Below are 18,619 nucleotides of genomic sequence, written 5' to 3' on the forward strand. Positions count from 1 at the left end.
CCTCACCCGGGGGTGGGGCGCAGGGCGAGCAGGGCGATGTCGTCGGTGCTGTCGGCGCCGAGCTGGATGACCAGCTCGTCGCAGAAGACGTCGAGGGGCGCCCGCGCGTAGGCGGCGGTGTGCCGCCGAAGGCGTTCCATGGCGTCGTCGATGGGCTCCCCTCGGCGCTCGATCAGCCCGTCCGTGAAGAACAGCAGGGTGGAGTACGGTGGCAGCCCGTCGTGGCCCGAGGGACGGGGCACCTCGGGATCCATCCCGATCAGCAGGCCGCCGCCCGTGTCCAGGTAGCGGGCGTCGCCCGACGGGGTGGTCAGCAGGGGCGGCAGATGGCCCGCGGAGGAGTGGTGCAGGCTCCACCGCCCGCCGTCGCTCTTGAGGACGCCGTAGACGCAGGTGGCGGTGGACTGCGGGGAGAGGGTGGTGCTGGCCAGGTCCAGGCGGCGCAGCACCTCCCCGGGCGGTTCCCGGCGGTCGACGGCGATGCCGCGGAGCATGTTCCGCAGGGTGCTCATGGCGACCGCGGCCTGCAGGTCGTGCCCCGACACGTCCCCGATGACCAGCGCGGTGTCGCCGTCGGGCAGCACGAAGGCGTCGTACCAGTCGCCGCCGACCTCGGCCGTCGTGCTGGACGGGACGTAGCGGGCGGTCAGCTCCAGCTGGTCGGCCTGGGGCAGCTCGGGCAGCAGGGCGCGCTGGAGCTGCTCGGCGTTGGAGCGGGTGGACTGGTGCAGCCGGGCGTCGTCGACGCCGAGGGCGATGCTGCGGGCCAGCTCGGAGATGAGCACGATGTCGTCCTTGGCGAACGGCTCCTCGTCCCGGACGCGGACCATGGTCAGGGCGCCGACGACGTCCCGCCGGGCCCGCAGCGGCGCGACGACGGCGCTGCTGCCGCCCAGCCGCGCCACCAGGTCCAGCTGCCAGGCGTCCAGCGGGCTCTTCGTCCGGCGGAGCGGGGAGAGGTCGGTGACCAGCAGCGGGCCCGCGCCGCGCAGCACCCGCAGCAGGGGGTCCCGGGTGCTCTCGGGTGCCGCGGGGAGCCGTCCCAGGTGCTCCGTGGAGACCGGCGCCCGGGGATCGCGGTGCACGATGCAGACCCGTTCCGCGCGGCCGTGCTCGTCGAGCAGGTCCGCCGCGCACCAGTCCGCCAGGTGGGTGGTCAGCACCCGGCACACCCGCCGCAGCATCTCGCCCACGTCGAGGGTGCTGGTCAGGGCCCTGCTGGTGGTGGCGAACACGGGCAGCCACTCCGCCGCCCGCCGACCGTCCACCACGGTCGCCCGCCGGGTGGCGGCGGTGGGCAGCCGGGCGGGGCCCGGCACCGGCCGGGTGACGTACCGGTCCTCCGGCGGCTCGGGCGGCGTCAGGGGAGCCGCCGCCGCGGTGAGCTGGGCGACGAACACCGTGCGCCCGTCGACCGCCTCCTGGGTCTGGATGAACAGCCGGACGGGGATCGCCCTGCCGTCCCGGTGCAGCGCCGGGACCGGGAGGAGCCGGCCCAGGATGCGGGACTCGCCGGTCAGCAGCAGCGAGGTGAAGGCCGCCCGGTGGCGGGCCCGCAGGTGCTCGGGCATCAGCACCGTCAGCCGTCGCCCGACGAGGTCGTGCGCGGGCCAGCCCAGCAGGCTCGCCGCGGAGTGGTTCACCGCGATGATCCGGTTGCGGTCGTCGGCCGCGACCGTCGGCACGTCCGCCGCCTCCACCTCGCTCGCGTCCCACGGCGCGAGCTGCGCGGGGGAGGCGCCGGGTGTTCCCGGCGCCCGCGTCCACGAGGTGGGGGACGCCCCGGACAGCTGACCGGCGATCTGGTCGAACAGCCAGTGGCGGAAGGCCCGGATCTGCGGCAGCGCGGGGAGCGCCAGCAGGTCCCCCTGGCGCGCCGCCGCCTCGGCCGCGTCGACGACCCGGCGCAGCGTCGCCACCCCCGGCGCGGCGTCCGCCGCGAACCGGACCAGCACGGACAGCGTGGTGCTGTCCGGGGTCTCCTGCTCCACCGCCGCCGCCACGCACGCGGAGATCAGGTGGCTGGCGTCCTGCGCGGCGGCCAGGTCCCGCGGCGGCACTTCCGCCGGGCCGCCGCCGAAGGCGACGAGGAACAGCTCGCGCAGCAGGCCCTCCCAGTGCTGCCGCGCCGCCCGGTACAGCGTGTACGGCACGTCCTTGAGGGCCACGGTCACGGTCCGGCCGGACGGCTCCGCGGTCTCCCACGCGGACGTCGGGGGTTCCGTCGCCTCGGGCCACAGGTCGAACCAGACCGTCTTGCGCTCCGCGTCGCTGTGCACGCCGTAGCTGGCGGCCAGCTCCCGCAGCAGCGCCAGGCCACGCCCCGTACTGGCGTAGGGGTGGCGGTCGTGCGGCACCACGCCCCACTCCGGCCGCCGGTCGCTGACCCGCACCTGGGCCCGGCCGCCGTCGGCCCACGCCCACACCTCGGCCTCGGTGCGGGCGTGGACCACCGCGTTGGTCACCAGCTCGTCGGTGAGCAGCTCGGCGGTGTCCAGCACGTCCGGCGCGGCACCGGCCAGCGCCGCCCGCACGAACCGGCGGGCGGCGGCGACGTTCTCCGGCGCGGGGGAGAGCCGCCGGTACGGCACTCCGGGAGGAAGGGGACAGCCCATACGGGCAGGGTGCCCAGACCGGTCAGCCTGAAAAGGGCGTCATGGCGTGTCCGTGCCCGTCACGCGCGGTGTCCCCGGGCGGGGTGACCGGCGGCTCCGGCCGCTCGGGCGCCCGCCGCGGCAGGCGCCGCTCCAGCGCGCGGGGCAGCCACCACGCCGACCGGCCGAGCACGGCCATCGCCGCGGGGACGAGCACCATGCGGACGATCGTCGCGTCCAGCACGACGGCCGTGGCCAGCCCCAGCCCCATCATCCTCACCAGCGGTGAGGGGTTCACGACGAAGCTGAGGAAGACCACCGTCATGATCAGCGCGGCGGACGTGATCACCCGGCCGGTGACCGCCATCCCCCGGGCCACCGACTCCACGGGGTCGCCGGTGGCGTCGTACTCCTCCCGGACCCGGGACAGCAGGAACACCTCGTAGTCCATGGAGAGCCCGAACAGCACCGCGAAGAAGATCGTCGGCAGCGGCGAGGCGATCGGCATGGTCTCCTCCAGACCGAACACGGAGGCCAGCCAGCCCCACTGGAAGACGGCGACGACGACGCCGTACGCGGCTCCGATGGACAGCAGGTTCAGCACGGCGGCCTTCAGCGGCACCACCACCGAGCGGAACACCAGCGTCAGCAGCAGGAACGACACCACGACGATCGCGGCGACGAACACCGGCAGGGTGTCGCCGAGCTGCCGGGTGAGGTCGTCGGTCATCGCGGTCAGCCCCGACACGGCGACGTTCCCGGGGACGGCGTCCCGGATCCGGACGAGGGTGTCGGCGGTCGCGGGGTCCGCCGGAGCGGTGGTCGGCACCGTCGGCAGGACGACCGTGTCGCCCGCCGCGGAGACCTGCGGCTCGCCCACCCACGCGATACCGGGGTCGTCGGCGAGGAGCCGGGACAGCCCCGGGACGCCGTCGGCGTCCACGCCCGGCTCGCGCAGGTCGGCGACGACCAGCAGCGGGGCGTTGAAGCCGGGACCGAAGCCCTCCGCCAGCAGGTCGTAGGCGCGCCGGTGCGTCGTGCCCACCGCGTCGTCGCCCGCGTCGGGGAACCCCGTCTCCATCCGCAGCGACGGCAGCGCCAGCGCCACCAGCGCGGCGCACGCGGCCAGCAGATACGGCCACGGGCGGCCGGAGACCCGGTGCGCGAACCGCCACCACGCCGTCTCGCGCGGGGCCTCGGCACCCGCGCTCGACGGGACCGCGGGGTGCCCGTGACCCTGGCCCCCGTGGTCCTGGTGTCCGTGGTCTTGGTATCCGTGGTCCTGCCGCCCGGGGCTCTTGCGGACGCGCCCCCGGACGAGGAGACCCCGGCGCCCGCCTTCGCGTCCCCCGCGCCCGCGTACCCGGCGTCCGCGCCCCCGGTGGACGCGCTCGCCCAGCAGGGACAGCAGCGCGGGCAGCAGCGTCAGCGCGGTCGCCACGGCGCACAGCACCACCAGCGACGTGCTCAGCCCGATCGACGTCAGGAAGCCCAGACCGGTCAGCGCCAGCGCGCTCATCGCCACCACGACCGTGCCCCCGGCGAACAGGACGGCCGCGCCCGAGGAGCCCATGGCGTCGGACAGCGCGGCACGGCCGTCCTGGCCCGCGGCCCGGTTCTCCCGGCAGCGCGCCACGATGAACAGGGCGTAGTCGATGCCCACGCCCAGGCCGATCATCGCGCCGATCGTCGGCGCCGCGCTGGAGACGTCCATGGCGTGCGACAGCAGCGCGACCCCGCCCAGACCCGCCGCGACGGCGACCACGGCGAGCGCGACCGGCACCAGCGCGGCCGTGACCGTGCCGAAGGCGACGACCAGGATGACCAGGGCCGTCAGCAGGCCCGCCGCCTCGGCGCCCGACGTCGGCGTCTTGGCGTTGATGAACACCACGTCACCGCCCAGCTCGGCCGTCACCCCGTGCCCGCGCGCCGGTTCGACCGCGTCGTCCAGCGCGTCGATGTCCTCCGGGTCCACCTCCATCGGCGGGACGTCGAAGGCGATCCGCGCGTAGCCGATCCGCCCGTCCGAGGAGACCGTGTCCGCGGCGAACGGGTCGCTGACCTGGACGACGTGCCGCACCCCGGCGATCCGGTCCACCGCCGCCTCGACGGCGGCCCGGTGACGGATGATCCGCTGCCCCTCCGGGACGGCGAACACCGCCATCGCGCTGCCGCCGGACGCCTCCGGGAACCGCTCCTCCAGCAGGTCCATCGCCTCCTCGCTCTGGCTGCCGGGGGCGACGAGGTCGTCCACGAACGAGGCACCGGCCAGCGCGGCCAGCGGCAGGAGGAGGACCAGCGCGGCCAGCCAGGCGGCGATGGTCACCCAGGGACGGCGGGCGCTCGCGTCGCCGATCCGGCGTGTGAGTCGGTTCATGGCGGTGACTCCTGTGGGCAGGCGGAAGGGCGGACGGACGCGGGACGGCCGTATCACCGGCCGGGGCGTCGGCGGGGCGCCCGGGAGGACCCGACGTCCGGCGTGCGGGGCCGGCGGTCGAGCGGATCCAGCGTGGCCGCCGCGCCCCCGTGCCGTCTCCCGCCGCCGGGCGGGTCCGTGCCTCCCGCGCACGGCGGGCGGTCCCGGGGCGCGCCTCCGTCCGGCGAGGGAGGACCGCCTCCGCCCACGGGCGGGTGACCGCGCTTCGGGGCCGGTCATACGATGACGAGCCCGGTGCGCCCCGGCGGCCCGCCGCAGGACACCGGACCCCTTCGCTGGGAGTGACGATGAACCCCACGGCCCCGCAGCCCGAGACACCCGACCACGGCGCGCCGAGCAGGCGCCGCGGCCCCTTCGCCCGCTGGCCGCGCGGCGCGGACGCGGCCCTCGCCACCGTGCTGTTCGCGCTGGCCGCGCTCCTGGTGGACGGCCCCGGGGACTCGCTGACCGTCCGCCCGGCGATGGACCTGCTCCACCCCGCGCTGCTGCTCATCGCCGTCGCCGCGGGCGCCCTCTACCGGCGTCGGCACCGGCCCGTCGCGGTGCTGTGCGTGGCGCTCGCCGCCTGGGCGCCGACACTGGGCACGAGTTACTCCACCATGGGCGGCCTGGTGATCGTCGCGCTCTACAGCGTCGGCCGGTACGCCGACGACCACCGCTGGGGCCCGCCCGGCATCGCCGTCGCCGTCGGCGCCCTCGTCCTGGAGGGGCTGTTCCACTCCACCCCCTGGGGCGACGTCGGCTTCGGCGCAGCCGTCTTCGCCGGGGTCTGGTACCTCGGCCGCCGACTGCGGCTGCGCGCCGAACGCGCGGACCGGGAACGCCGCGAACAGGCCGCCGAGGCGCGGCGGGTGGTGACCCAGGAGCGCACCCACATCGCCCGGGAGCTGCACGACGTGGTCGCCCACCGGGTCAGCATGATGACCGTGCAGGCCGGTGCCGCCCGGATGGTGGCCGCCGAGGACCCGGACGGCGCCCTGGAGGCGATGGCCGCGGTGGAGGAGGCCGGACGCCAGGCGCTGGACGAACTGCGCCATCTGCTGGGAGTGTTGCGCCCGGACGCCGAGCGCGACGGGCTGGGGCCCCAGCCGGGTCTGGCCGACCTGCCCCGGCTGGTGGCCCAGGTGCGGGAGGCGGGACTCGAGGTGTCGGTGACGGGCGCGCTGCCGGGACCCCTCCCGGCCCGGGTGGACCTGTCGGCGTACCGCATCGTCCAGGAGGCGCTGACCAACGTGCTCAAGCACAGCGGGCCCGGCACCCGTGCCGAGGTACGGCTCGACGACACGGGCGACGGCATCGCCATCGAGGTGCTCGACGACGGACACGGTGCCGCCGTGCGGTCCGTGTCCGGCGCACACGAGGGCCTGCCCGGTCACGGCGTCGTCGGGATGCGGGAGCGGGCGCTGCTGCTCGGCGGCGGCCTCGACGCGGGGCCGCGCCCCGGTGGCGGCTTCCGGCTCGCCGCCCGACTGCCCGTCAAGGGGGAGCCCACGTGACCATCCGCGTCGTCGTCGCCGACGACCAGGCGCTCGTGCGGCGAGGCTTCGCCATGATCCTGCGGGTCCACCCGGACATCGAGGTGGTCGCCGAGGCGGGCACCGGCGTCGAGGCGGTGGAGGCCGCCCACCGGCACCACCCGGACGTCGTCCTCATGGACATCCGGATGCCGGAGATGGACGGCCTGGAGGCGACGTCCCGCATCCTGTCCGAGGCCGACTGGGGGCCCCGGGTGCTGATCCTGACGACCTTCGACCCGGACGAGTACGTCTACAAGGCGCTGCGCTCCGGCGCGAGCGCCTTCGTCCTCAAGGACATCCCGCCCGAGCAACTCGCCACCGCCGTGCGCACCGTGGCCGAGGGCGGGACGCTGCTGGCGCCCTCGATCACCCGCCGCTTCATCGACCGGTTCGCCGAGCGCCGGGTCGTCAACACCGCCGTCGTGGAGCGCCTGGACCGGCTGACGGGCCGGGAGCGGGAGATCATGACGGCGGTCGCCCGGGGCGCCAGCAACGCGGAGATCGCCGAACGGCTCGTCATCGGCGGGGCCACGGTGAAGTCACACGTGTCGAGCATCCTCACCAAGCTGGGGCTGCGCGACCGGATCCAGATCGTGATCTTCGCCTACGAGAGCGGCCTCGTCGAAGCGGGCGACCACGACATCGGCCACTGACCGCGCGCCGGTGACGCCCCCGGTGCTCAGCTCCGCGGCGGCGTGAGCACCACGAAGTCCGCGTTCGACGGGTCGAGGCAGACGGCCAGTCGGCCCACCCCCTCCGCGTCGTCCGGGCCCATCTGCACACTGCCGCCGTGCTCGGTGACCCGGGCGACCGCCGCGTCACAGTCGTCGACGGCGAACACCGGGTGCCAGTACGGCCGTCCGCCCGCGAGCGCGAGGTTCTCCGCGGCCAGCTCCATCACCCCGCCGTGCATCCGCTCCTCGGGCTGCCCGGCGGGCGTGACGAGGGCGTACGTGCCCCCGCCGCCGGGGAGTTCCATGTCGCTGAACCGCCAGCCGAAGACGTCGCCGTAGAACTCCTTCGCGGCCGTCGCGTCGCTGGTGTACAGCTCCGTCCAGCACAGCGAGCCGGGCTGGTCCACCAGCTCCACGCCCTGGTTGGTGCCGGGCTGCCACACCGCGAACTGCCCGCCCAGCGGGTCGCTGTACTGCGCCATCCGGCCCCAGCCGTCGAGGTCCGTCGGCGGTACCCGCACCGTGCCGCCGCCGCGCCGCACGGCCTCCGTCGTAGCGTCCGCGTCGGGGACGCTGTGGTAGATCATCCACGCCGGACGCGCGCCCTGCTCGGTGAGCTTGCCGAGCCCCGCGACGGTCTTGCCGTCCTTGCGGAACACGCCGCCCTCCATGTCGCCCCCGCCGTCGCCCATGGGCTCGTACTCCCAGCCGAGCACGGCGCCGTAGAAGGCCGCGGCGGCGCGGACGTCGGGTGCGCCGAGGTCGAGCCAGCAGGGGGAGCCGGGGACGAAGTCCGTGGTGATCATGACACTGATTCCTTCCGCAGATCCTGTGTCACCCCAGCCTGGCACCCACCACTGACAACCGCCCGCCAGCCGCTCCCCGGGGGGCACGGGCGACCCGCGCGGCCTACGCGTCGTAGCGTTCGCGCCACTTGTCGATCAGGGCCGCCATCTCGCGCTGCATGAAGCCGTAGAAGTCCTGCATCTCGTCCAGGCGGCGCCCCGCGGTGCTGTCGCGGCCCGCCGCCTTGATGCCCTCCGCGGCGGCGTTCCACATGCTGTCGAGCAGGGCGTTCTGGTTGCCCATCAGGGTCGCCCAGGCGTGCTCGCGGAAGCGGTAGTGGTCACGGCGGCTGCCGGGCGCCGGGACCCGCTCGATGATGCCGGTCGAGACCAGCTGGTTCACGGCGCCGGAGACCGCGCCGCTGCTGATCTGGAGCTCCTCGCAGAGATCCGCCGAGGTCATGGCCTCCTGCTGGGTGAAGAGCAGGGCGGTCATCACCCGGGCGGTCGTCCGCTGCATACCGCTCTGCGCGAGCGTCAGCGCGAGCCGCTCGGCGCAGTCCCGCAGCTCTGCGTCCCTCTCGTCCATCAACGCCCTCCGTTCGTGGCTGGACATCAGCATAACGAGTACGGGGAATTCTCAAAACGTTTACAGATCTCTGAAACTTCGATACGTTCCGCGCCATGGAGAACGTGATCGAGCTGCGGAAGCTCACCAAGACCTATGGCACGCGCCGCGGGCTGGTCGACCTGACCCTCGACGTACGACGGGGCGAGGTCTTCGGCTACCTCGGCCCGAACGGCGCGGGCAAGTCCACCACCATCCGGCTGCTGCTCGACCTCATCCGCCCCACCTCCGGGCAGGCGTCGGTGCTGGGGCTCCGGCCGCGTGAGGACGGCGTGGAGCTGCGCCGCCGGGTCGGCTACCTGGCCGGGGACTTCGTCTGCGACGGCCGCCAGAACGTCCGCAGCTACCTGCGCTTCCTGGGGCAGCTGCGCGGCGGGGTGCCCGAGGTGCGCATCGACGCGCTCGCCGAGCGGCTCGGGCTCGATCAGACCACCATGATCAAGAAGCTGTCCAAGGGCAACCGGCAGAAGGTCGGCCTGGTCCAGGCGTTCATGCACGAGCCCGAGCTGCTCATCCTGGACGAGCCCAGCTCGGGCCTCGACCCGCTGGTGCAGCAGACCTTCCTCGACCTGGTCGCCGAGGCCCGGCACGCCGGGCAGACGGTCTTCATGTCCAGCCACATCATGAGCGAGGTGGAGGCGGTCGCCGACCGGGTCGGCATCATCCGCGACGGCCGCCTCGCCGCCCTCGACACCGTGGCCAACCTGCGCAGCGGTGCCGTCCGGGACATCGAGGTCACCTTCGACGCGCCGGTCCCGGCGACCGCGTTCGCGGCCCTGGACGAGGCGGACCGGCTGCGCCTGGACGACGCGGGCACCACCCTGACCGGCCAGATCTCCGGCAGCCCGGACGCCCTGGTCAAGGTGCTCGCCCAGTACACCGTCACCAGCCTGCGGGCCACCGAGCCCGCCCTGGAGGAGCTGTTCCAGAGCTACTACGCGGGGGCCGAGGACGCGCCGCGCACCGAGACGGCGCGCGCCGTATGACGCCGACGCCGCCGCCCGCCCCCGTGAACCGCACCGAAAGGACCAGGTCCCCCCGATGAGCAGCGCCATCCTCGTGAAGTACCTCTCCGACAGCCGACGCGCCCTGACCGGCTGGGCCGTCGGCACCGCCGCGGTCGCCACGGTGTACGCCAGCACCTACCCGTCCCAGCGCGAGAACACCGCCAACCTCCCCGAGGCCCTGCGGGAGGGGCTGCACATCGACCAGACCGCGGCGGGCTACCTGCACGCCAGCGTCTTCGGCGTACTCCTCCCGCTGCTGGCCATGATCTACGGCGTCACCGCGGGGACCCGCGCCATCGCCGCGGAGGAGGAGGCGGGCCAGCTCGACATGGTCCTCGCCCACCCCGTCACCCGCACCCAGCTCGCCGCCGAGCGGTTCGCCGCGCTGGTCGCCGGGGCGTTCGCCATCGCCGCCCTGGTGTGGCTGGGCCTGCTGGCCATCCGCAACGGCTCCGAGCTGACCAGCGTGACGCCGGTGGAGTTCCTGGCGCAGTGCCTCAACCTGGCGCTGCTCGCGGTGCTCTTCGGGGCGCTCGCCATCGGCCTGGGCGGCATCGTCGGCCGCAGGTCCGTCGTCCTGGTGTCCTGTGCCGTGATCGGGGTGGTGTCGTACACCCTGGACACCTTCGCGGGACAACTCGACGCCGACTGGCTCGCCTACGTGTCGCCCTTCCACTACTACATCGGCGGCGAGCCGCTGCGGCACGGCTTCCAGTGGGCGGACGCCCTCGTGCTGGTCGTCGCCTCCGGCGTGCTCTTCGTGCTGGGGGTGCGCCGCTTCAACCAGCGAGACATCAACAGCTGACCCGTACCACTGACCAAGGCTCTGGGGTGGGTGCTGGGGGAGACCCCAGTGTGCGCCCCGGGGCCTTCTGGCGACGCTGCATCGACTGACCCGTCCTGTGAGGGGAAAGGTGATGGGGTGTCCACGACAGAGACCGAGATCCCGGCTCAGCCCAATGTGAACGACCCGGCGATCTACGACTGGTACCGCCTGATGCGCGACGAGCATCCCGTGCACCGGGATCCGGCCACCGGCTGGTGGGTGGTGTACCGCTACGCCGATGCCCGGCACGTCCTGACCAACCCCGGGACGTTCTCCTCCGAGATGCACCGGATGGGGTTCCCGGAGTCGGGCCTGGAGAGCCTGCCGCAGATGGACCCGCCCCGGCACACCCGGGTCCGGCAGATCCTGAGCACCGCCTTCACCCCGGCGTCGATCGCCGCCTACGAGCCGCAGATCATCCGTGCCACCCACCAGATCGTGGACGAGATCGGCGACCGCGACCAGGTCGACCTGGTCGCCGATCTCGCGTACACGGTCCCCATCGCCGTCATCCTGGAAATCCTCGGCCTGCCCGCCGAGGACCGGGTCCTGTTCTACGACTGGGCCCGCAAGGTGATGAACGTGACGCCCGAGGAAATGGCCCAGGAGGGTTATCTGGAGGCCCTCGGCGAGCTTCAGCAGGAAGCGATCTCCTATCTGCGCGAGAAGGTGCGCGAGCGGAAGAACAGCGATACCGACGACATGCTCACCCGGCTCGCCAACGCCGAGCTGGACGGTGACCGCCTCACCGAGGACGAGACGGTCAACTTCGCGAATGTCATGTTCGCCGGCGGGCACATCAGCACCACGATGACCATCGCCAATTCCGTCGACCTCCTCGACCTCAACCCGGACGCCCAGGCGGAGCTGCGGCAGAACCGCGCGCTGATCCCGCAGGCGGTCGAGGAGGTGCTGCGGCACCGGCCCCCGATCACCACCGGGCTGCGCGCCTCGACCCGCGAGGTGGAGCTGGCGGGCGTCACCATCCCGGAGAACCAGCACGTCGCGGCGAGCTTCTGCTCGGCCAACCGGGACGAGCGGCAGTTCCCGGACCCCGAGAAGTTCGACATCCACCGGCGCAGCGAGGGCCGCCACTTCGGGTTCGGGTTCGGCACCCACCACTGCATCGGCAACGCGCTGGGGCGGCTGGAGACCAAGCTGGTGCTGAACGTCCTGTTCGACCGGTTCAAGGAGATCGCGGTCGACCGGGACGGCGACCTCGCCTGGGCGATCCCCCCGCAGATGGTCGGCTTCGACAAGCTGCCGGTCACCGTGCGCCCCGCGTGACGTGAAGAGCGGTACCCCTCCGACGTAGACCATCCCTTAAACCACCCCTTTTCGGCCATGGCTGAGGAGGGGTGGTTTTCATGCTTCTCTCTCTGGCCCCTGGCGAAAAGACCGACATTTCTTGACGGGTTATCGGCTCTTTCCGCCGTGGCATGGGACAGGGGCATGTGGTAGCTTGACACGGACTTCTGACCTGTGCGGTGGCAAAGTGAATGACCTGGGAACGGGGGAACATGTTGCAGCCGTCACGAACGGGATAGTAATGCCGCGCGCCGAGAGCGCAGCAGAATTCGTCCATTTTCCCTTTTCTGGAATATTTCCGGTTTCTCGATTTCCATCAAGGGGTGTGGCATATGCGGCAGGACTTCCTGCTTCTTGAGCGCGACCGCGAACTGGAACTGATCAGAAGCGGCATCGACCACGTGCTCGCCGGACACGGCGGGGTCGTCCTGCTCGAAGGGCCCCACGGCTCCGGCAAGACCCAGCTGCTGGCGGCGGCCCGGTCCGCCGGGGAGGAGGCCGGGCTCCAGGTCCTGCACGCCCGGGCGGGCGAACTGGAGTGCGGTTTCGCCTGGGTGGTGGTCCGTCAGCTGTTCGAGCACCGGCTGGCCGCCGTGGACGCCGCCCCCGACGCCCTGCTCACCGGCCCGGCCACCCTCGCGGGCAGCATCTTCGACTACGCCGACCCCGAGGGCATCAGCGCCCCGCCGCACGAGGGCGCCGGACTCTACCAGGTCCTCCACGGCCTCTACTGGCTCTGCCGGAACCTCTCCGCCAAGGCCCCCCTGCTGCTGCTCATCGACGACGCCCACCACGCCGACACCGCCTCCCTCCAGTTCGTCAACTACCTGGTCAACCGCCTCGAACGCAGCGGCGTCCTGCTCGTCCTCACCAGCACGCCCGACCCCCGGGGCCCCGCGCAGGAACTGCTGCTGTCCGCCAGCCGCTCGCCGGACGCCTGCCACGCCGTACTCGAACCGCTCGGCCGCGACGCCGTGCGCGAGGCCATCACCGCACGGCTCGGCCACCCCCCGCACGACGACGTCACCGAGGCCTGCCTCGCCGCCAGCGAGGGCAACCCGCTGCACCTGACGGAACTGCTGGACGAGATGAGCCGCCGCGGCATCGCCCCCCGACAGCCCGCCGCCGAGACCATCCCCCGGCTGACCCCCGCCCGGATGGCCAAGGAGGTGGTGCGCCAACTTCACGACCTACCCCAGACGGCGCACGCCCTCGCGGGCGCCGTCGCGGTCCTCGGAGACGACGCCGAACCCCGCCACTGCGCCGCCGCCGCCGGGATCAGCCAGTCCGAGGCGCTCCGGGCGGCGCACGTCCTGCGCGAGGCGGGCATCCTCAACCCCGGCCTGCCGTACGCCTTCCGGCGCTCCGTCGTACGGCCCGTCGTGTACGCCTGGATGTCCGCGGAGACCCGCAGCCAGGCCCACCGGCGGTCCGCCTACACCCTGCACGCCTCCGGCGCCGACATCATCACCGTCGCCGAACACCTGTGCCGCACCGAGCCCGGCAACGACCCCTGGACGGTCCGCACCCTGCGCGCCGCCGCCGTCGAGGCGATGCGCCGCGTCGAGCCCGGCGACTCCACCCGCTACCTGCGCCGGGCGCTCGCCGACTCCAACGCCGAACGCGACCCCTGGATACTCGGCCAGCTGGGCTCGGCGGAACTGCGCGCCCGGCAGCCCGAGGCCGTGGAACACCTGCGGGAAGCCCTGCGCCGCACCCACGACCCCGTCATCCGCTGCCGACTGCGGCTGGAACTCGCCGTCGCGCTCACCGCCGCCGCCCGCTACGACGAGGCACTGCGGGTGCTCGCGGTCACGGGCGCCCTGGCCGACGAGCGGGACGTGCCGGACCCCACCGACCAGGCCGCCCGCACCGTCGCCGCGGTGGTGTCCCGCATCACCCCGGGCCACCAGCGGACCGGCCGCCCACCCGGCCGTGGGGGCGCCCCGCGCTCCCACGCCGCCATCGAGGCGCTGTCACGCGGCCGGTCCTTCACCCGGGTCGCCCGGCTGGCCGCCGCCGCCGTCCCTGACGACGCGCCGCCCCCGGCCGAGGACACCGAACTCACGGACACCCTGGTCGCCGCCTGGGCGCTCAGCCAGTGCGACGAGGCGGAGTCCGCGGAACGCGCCCTGCGCGACACCGCCCACCGGGCCCTGAGCGCCGGACAGCTGCTCGCCGCGGCCACCTCCACCAGCCTGCTCGGCGGCGTCCTGCTCGACACCGGACGGCTCGCCGAGGCCGAGACCGGGGCGCGCCGCCTGCTGCGGCGGCACGAGGACCAGTCGCTGATGCTGGCCAGTGTGCCGCTGGCCGCCGCGGTGCTGACCCACTGCCTCATCGAGACCGACCGGCTGGACGACGCGGAGGAGACGCTCTGCCGCCACGGCCTGGCCGGACGGCTGCCGCGGTCCGCCCTGTTCGTGCCGCTGCTGATAGCCCGGGCACGGCTGCGCATCCGGCAGGACCGCTTCGAGACCGGGCTGCGCGAGCTGACCGAGTGCCGGGACCTCGCGGTCCAGGAGGGATGGCTGTACCCCTCCGCGTCCTCCGAGTACCTGTCGGACGCCGCGAAGGCCCTCGCCATCACCACCGGACCGCGGGCCGCCCGCGCCCTCGCCGCCGACGTCACCGAACGCGCCCGCGCCTTCGGCGCCGCCCGGCCCCTGGCCGCCGCGCTGCGCACCTACGGCGAGATCGTCGGCGGCGACGAGGGGCTGGAGATGCTGGAGAGCGCCGAACGCCTCCTCGGCTCCTCGCCTTACCTCCTCGAACGCGCCCGCGTCCAGGTCGCCCTGGGCGCGGCGCTGCGCCGCCAGGGCCGCCGCGCCGCCGCCCGGCGCCGACTGGCGGCCGGGATGGACACCGCCCACCGCATCGGCGCGTCCGTGCTGGAGGCCACGGCCCGCAGCGAACTCCGGCTCGCCGGGGTACGCCAGGTCCGCGGCGCACAGCAGCAGCGGGCCCCGCTGACGCCCGCGGAGGAGCGCGTGGCGCACAAGGCGGCGGCCGGGCTGAGCAACCGGGAGATCTCCCAGGCGCTGTTCGTCACCGTCAAGACGGTGGAGTGGCACCTCAGCCAGGCGTACGCCAAGCTCGGCATCGCCAAGCGCGCGGAACTGGGCCGCGCGCTGGCCGCCGGACCGGCGTCCCAGGCCGACGAGATGTGGTGCTCGGCCTGACCCCCCGGCCGGGGCGCGGGAAACCGACGCCCTGCCGAGCCGGCCTCCACACCGACGCCGCTCCGAGCTGACCTCCACGCCCCCGCCGACGCTCCCGCGGCCCACCCCAGCTCACCCCCACCCCCACCCCCACCCGGAACTGGGGTCGCTGCTGGGGGAGTTCCGGGGGCGGGCGCGCGCCCCCGTCGACCAGGCTGGCGGCTGGCTGCGCCGGACGCGACTCCCCCGGGCGTCCGGCTCAGCCGCAGCGGCCGGACGTCGAACCGAGAGGCGGGACCAGTGACGAGTACGACGGACAAGACCTACGCCACCCTGACCGAGGGCGAGCGCACCTTCGTCGACCAGGTGGCCCGGCACTACCACGAGGCCCACGGCGTGACCTGGGAGAAGGGCCGGGTCATGGCGTGGATGATCATCAGCGACCCCATCGAGCAGACCCTGGACCAGATCTGCGCGGCGGTGGACGCCACCCCCGAGGCCATCGAGCAGCTCATCGAGCAGCTCACCCTGGCCGGCCTCTACCAGCGCGTCGAGACCCCCGGCGAGGAGACCCGCTACCGGCTCGTCGACGACGGCTACCCCAAGGCGGTCTCCGACACCTTCGCCAGCTGGCCCGAGTACCACCGGATCTTCCAGTTCGGCCTGGAGGTCCTCGCCGACGCCGACGACGACCGGCGCAAGCGCATCGCCGAGATCGAGGAACTGTTCGGCCACATCGTCGGCGACCTGGCCGACATGTCCAAGCGCTGGGCCGAGCACCGCACCGCCGCCTGACCTTCCGGACGCCACGCGAGGAGAGCGCCGTATGACCGAGCAGACCGCCACCGTCACCCCCCTCTCCGAAGGCGAGACGGCCTTCGTCGAGAAGGTGGCCCAGTACTACTTCGAGAACGACGGGATGCCCCACGACCGCGGCCGGGTCGTCGGCTACATGATGATCTGCGACCCGCCCGAGCAGACCGCCGCCGACATAGAGAAGTCCCTCGGCGTCCCGCGCGCCGCGATCGACCGGATCGTCGACCAGCTCACCCCCGAGAACGACCCCGTCAGCGTCTTCGAGCGCAGCGGCTCGCTGGACGAGAACTACACGATCCGGCTCCGGGAGAACAGCTGGGGCCCCAAGGTGCGCGGCATCTTCTCGGAGTTCCCCGACTTCCACCGCATCGCCGCCGACGGCCTCACCGCGCTCCGCAAGGAGAACGCCTCCGACGAGCGCCTGAAGCGGCTCGCCAACATGGAGCGCTTCCTCGGCTTCGTCAGCGCCGAGATGCCCGCGATCCTCGAACGCTACGAGCAGCGCAAGGCGGGCTCCACCGGCTGAGACACGGGGGCGACGGGCGTACCGACACGACCGGCAAGGGAGCAGGGATGACCACATCGCTGGAACGGGCCCGGGAGACGGCGCAGGGACGGGGCCGCGTCCGCGCCGAGGCGCTCGGCAGCGCGGCGTTCCGCGCGGAGCACAACGTGCGGTACGCCTACGCCGCGGGCTCCATGTACAAGGCGGTCGCCTCCGAGGAGATGGTCGTCCGCATGGGGCGGGCCGGTCTCCTGTCGTACTTCGGCACCGGCGGCCTGCGCGCCGAACGGGTCGTCGCCGCCATCCGCCGCTTCGAGCGGGAGATCGGCGACGGCCCCTACGGCCTCAACCTGCTGGCGTCGCACGAGAACCAGGCCAAGGAGCAGGAACAGGTACGGCTGTTCCTCGCGCACCGGGTGCGCCGGGTCGAGGCGGCGTCCTTCATCGTCCCCACCCGGCCGCTGGTCCAGTACCGGATCAGCGGCCTGCGCCGGGCACCCGACGGCTCCGTGCACGTGCCGAACCGGGTCATGGCGAAGGTGTCCCGGCCCGAGGTCGCGCAGTACTTCCTCGACCCGCCGCCGCGCGCCCTGGTGGCGGAACTGCTCGCCGACGGCGCGGTCACCCCCGAGGAGGCCGCCCTCGCCGAACGGATCACCCTCGCCGACGACCTGTGCGCCGAGGCCGACTCCGGCGGCCACACCGACCAGCGCCAACTGGTCGTCCTGCTGCCCGACATGGTCCGGCAGCGGGACGCCGCCGGCCGCGCCTTCCCCCCCGCCGCGGCCGTACGGGTCGGCGCCGCGGGCGGCCTCGGCGTACCGGAGGCGGTGGCCGCCGCGTTCGTCCTCGGCGCCGACTTCGCGCTCACCGGCAGCGTCAACCAGTGCACCGCCGAGTGCGGCACCAGCGACCGCGTGAAGGACATGCTCCAGCGGGCCGAGGTGCAGGACATGACCGTCGTCCCCGCCGGGGACATGCTGGAGACCGGCGCGAAGGCCCAGGTACTGCGCCGCGGACTGTTCTACCCGGCGCGCGCCAACAAGCTCTACGAGCTGTACCGCCGCCACGACTCCCTGGAGGACCTCGACGAACAGACCGCCGACCAGCTCCAGCGCCGCTACTTCCGCCGCACCTTCGACCAGGTCTGGCAGGAGACCCGCGCCTACTACGCCCGGGCCAACCCCGAGTCGCTCGCCCTGGCCGAGCGGGACCCCAAGCACCGGATGCTGCTGGTCTTCAAGGCGTACTTCGTGCAGTCGATCCGCCTCGCCATGAGCGGCTCGGAGGACCACCAGGTCGACTACCAGATCAACTGCGGCCCCGCCCTCGGCGCCCTCAACTCCCGGCTGCGCGGCACCCCGCGGGAGGACTGGCGCGAGCGGCACGTCGACGAGATCGCCGACTGGCTGATGCGCGGCGCCGCGGACGTCCTCACCGACCGGCTGGCCCGCCTGACCGCCACGACCTCTCCCGGGAGCGGAACATGACTGTCGCCCACGTCTTCGCCGGGCAGGGTTCGCAGCGGGTCGGCATGGGGGCGGACCTGCTCGCCGCCTACCCCAACCTGGTCCGCCAGGCGGACGCCGCGCTCGGCTACTCCATCGCCGACCTGTGCCTGAACGGCCCCGCGGAACGCCTCGCGGACACCCGCTACACCCAGCCAGCGGTGTACGTCGTCGACGCCCTCGCCTACGTGGACGCCGTACGCACCACCGGCGTCATCCCCGACGTGGTCGCCGGACACAGCCTCGGCGAGTACGCCGCGCTCTTCGCCGCTGGTGCCTTCGACTTCCGCACCGGCCTGGAGATCGTCGCCCGGCGTGCCGCCCTGATGGCCGAGACCGGGCCCGGCGCGATGGCCGCCGTCATCGGGCTGACCGAGTCCGAGGTGCGCGAGGCCCTGGACGCCGCGGACACCGACGTCGACCTCGCCAACCTCAACGCCCCCGACCAGCTCGTGGTCTCCGGCAGCCCCGCCGGGGTACGCCAGGTGACGGCGGCGCTGGCACCGCGGGCCGACGCGGTCGTGGCGCTCCCCGTCAGCGGTGCCTTCCACTCCCGGCACATGCGGCCCGCCGCCGAACGCCTCGACCGGTTCCTGGGGCAGTACGTCTTCGGACGGCTGAAGATCCCCGTCATCGCCAACGCGACCGGCCGACCGTACGGCGACGGCGACCTCCGCGACCTGCTCTGCCGTCAGCTGTGGTCCCCGGTCCGCTGGACCGACACCGTGCACCACCTGCTCGCCCTCCCCGACTGCGACCTGCGGGAGATCGGCCCCGGCAACGTGCTCACCGGGCTGACCCGCAGGATCCGCGCCGCCCGGGAGGCCGCCGGAACCCGCGGCTGACCGGCCGC

General features: G+C 73.6%; 14 protein-coding genes. 10 read left to right on the top strand and 4 right to left on the bottom strand.

Features of this window, described 5'->3' with window-relative positions; genetic code table 11:
• Positions 1-2: 2 nt before the first annotated feature.
• Both ABZ659_RS15325 and ABZ659_RS15330 read right to left on the bottom strand, forming a co-directional pair.
• Entirely contained in the window at positions 3-2,615 is a 2,613-nt protein-coding gene (locus ABZ659_RS15325) for a SpoIIE family protein phosphatase (RefSeq protein ID WP_360218828.1), read from the bottom strand.
• A 22-nt stretch (positions 2,616-2,637) separates the two neighbouring features.
• On the bottom strand, positions 2,638-4,971 hold the full coding sequence (locus ABZ659_RS15330; protein ID WP_360218831.1) for an MMPL family transporter: 2,334 nt from the start codon (positions 4,969-4,971) through the stop codon (positions 2,638-2,640).
• 347 nt (positions 4,972-5,318) lie between these two features.
• On the opposite strand from ABZ659_RS15330, the gene ABZ659_RS15335 reads away from it, so the two are divergent.
• Together ABZ659_RS15335 and ABZ659_RS15340 are read left to right on the top strand one after the other, a co-directional pair.
• A complete protein-coding gene (locus ABZ659_RS15335; RefSeq protein ID WP_360218834.1) occupies positions 5,319-6,527 on the top strand; it encodes a histidine kinase in 1,209 nt (402 codons plus the stop codon).
• On the top strand, positions 6,524-7,201 hold the full coding sequence (locus ABZ659_RS15340; RefSeq protein ID WP_360218837.1) for a response regulator transcription factor: 678 nt from the start codon (positions 6,524-6,526) through the stop codon (positions 7,199-7,201). Before ABZ659_RS15335 ends, ABZ659_RS15340 begins: the two co-directional genes overlap by 4 nt.
• A 26-nt stretch (positions 7,202-7,227) precedes the next feature.
• Here ABZ659_RS15340 and ABZ659_RS15345 read toward each other — a convergent pair whose 3' ends face one another.
• Both ABZ659_RS15345 and ABZ659_RS15350 read right to left on the bottom strand, forming a co-directional pair.
• Positions 7,228-8,028 (bottom strand): VOC family protein, encoded by an 801-nt coding sequence (locus ABZ659_RS15345; protein WP_360218840.1) that lies wholly within the window; start codon positions 8,026-8,028, stop codon positions 7,228-7,230.
• Positions 8,029-8,131: 103 nt separating this feature from the next.
• Positions 8,132-8,596, bottom strand: coding sequence for a helix-turn-helix domain-containing protein (locus ABZ659_RS15350; RefSeq protein WP_360218843.1), 465 nt, complete (start codon positions 8,594-8,596; stop codon positions 8,132-8,134).
• A 95-nt stretch (positions 8,597-8,691) separates the two neighbouring features.
• On the opposite strand from ABZ659_RS15350, the gene ABZ659_RS15355 reads away from it, so the two are divergent.
• The 8 genes from ABZ659_RS15355 to fabD all read left to right on the top strand — a co-directional run bounded on the left by ABZ659_RS15355 (position 8,692) and on the right by fabD (position 18,611).
• Positions 8,692-9,621: an ABC transporter ATP-binding protein gene (locus ABZ659_RS15355; RefSeq protein ID WP_360218846.1), complete on the top strand. Its 930-nt coding sequence runs from the start codon at positions 8,692-8,694 to the stop codon at positions 9,619-9,621.
• Positions 9,622-9,676: 55 nt separating this feature from the next.
• Entirely contained in the window at positions 9,677-10,447 is a 771-nt protein-coding gene (locus ABZ659_RS15360; RefSeq protein WP_360218849.1) for an ABC transporter permease subunit, read from the top strand.
• A 117-nt stretch (positions 10,448-10,564) separates the two neighbouring features.
• A complete protein-coding gene (locus tag ABZ659_RS15365; protein WP_360218852.1) occupies positions 10,565-11,755 on the top strand; it encodes a cytochrome P450 in 1,191 nt (396 codons plus the stop codon).
• A gap of 353 nt (positions 11,756-12,108) precedes the next feature.
• Entirely contained in the window at positions 12,109-14,958 is a 2,850-nt protein-coding gene (locus ABZ659_RS15370) for an AAA family ATPase (RefSeq protein WP_360218855.1), read from the top strand.
• A 279-nt stretch (positions 14,959-15,237) separates the two neighbouring features.
• On the top strand, positions 15,238-15,732 hold the full coding sequence (locus ABZ659_RS15375) for a hypothetical protein (protein ID WP_360218858.1): 495 nt from the start codon (positions 15,238-15,240) through the stop codon (positions 15,730-15,732).
• 31 nt (positions 15,733-15,763) lie between these two features.
• A complete protein-coding gene (locus tag ABZ659_RS15380; protein ID WP_360218861.1) occupies positions 15,764-16,279 on the top strand; it encodes a hypothetical protein in 516 nt (171 codons plus the stop codon).
• 47 nt (positions 16,280-16,326) lie between these two features.
• A complete protein-coding gene (locus tag ABZ659_RS15385) occupies positions 16,327-17,748 on the top strand; it encodes a PfaD family polyunsaturated fatty acid/polyketide biosynthesis protein (protein WP_360218864.1) in 1,422 nt (473 codons plus the stop codon).
• A complete protein-coding gene (gene fabD / locus ABZ659_RS15390; RefSeq protein WP_360218867.1) occupies positions 17,745-18,611 on the top strand; it encodes an ACP S-malonyltransferase in 867 nt (288 codons plus the stop codon). The genes ABZ659_RS15385 and fabD overlap by 4 nt, the downstream gene beginning before the upstream one ends.
• Positions 18,612-18,619: the final 8 nt, after the last annotated feature.

Origin of the sequence: Streptomyces sp. NPDC006997, assembly GCF_040635175.1 — a bacterium.
Taxonomy (GTDB): Bacteria; Actinomycetota; Actinomycetes; order Streptomycetales; family Streptomycetaceae; genus Streptomyces.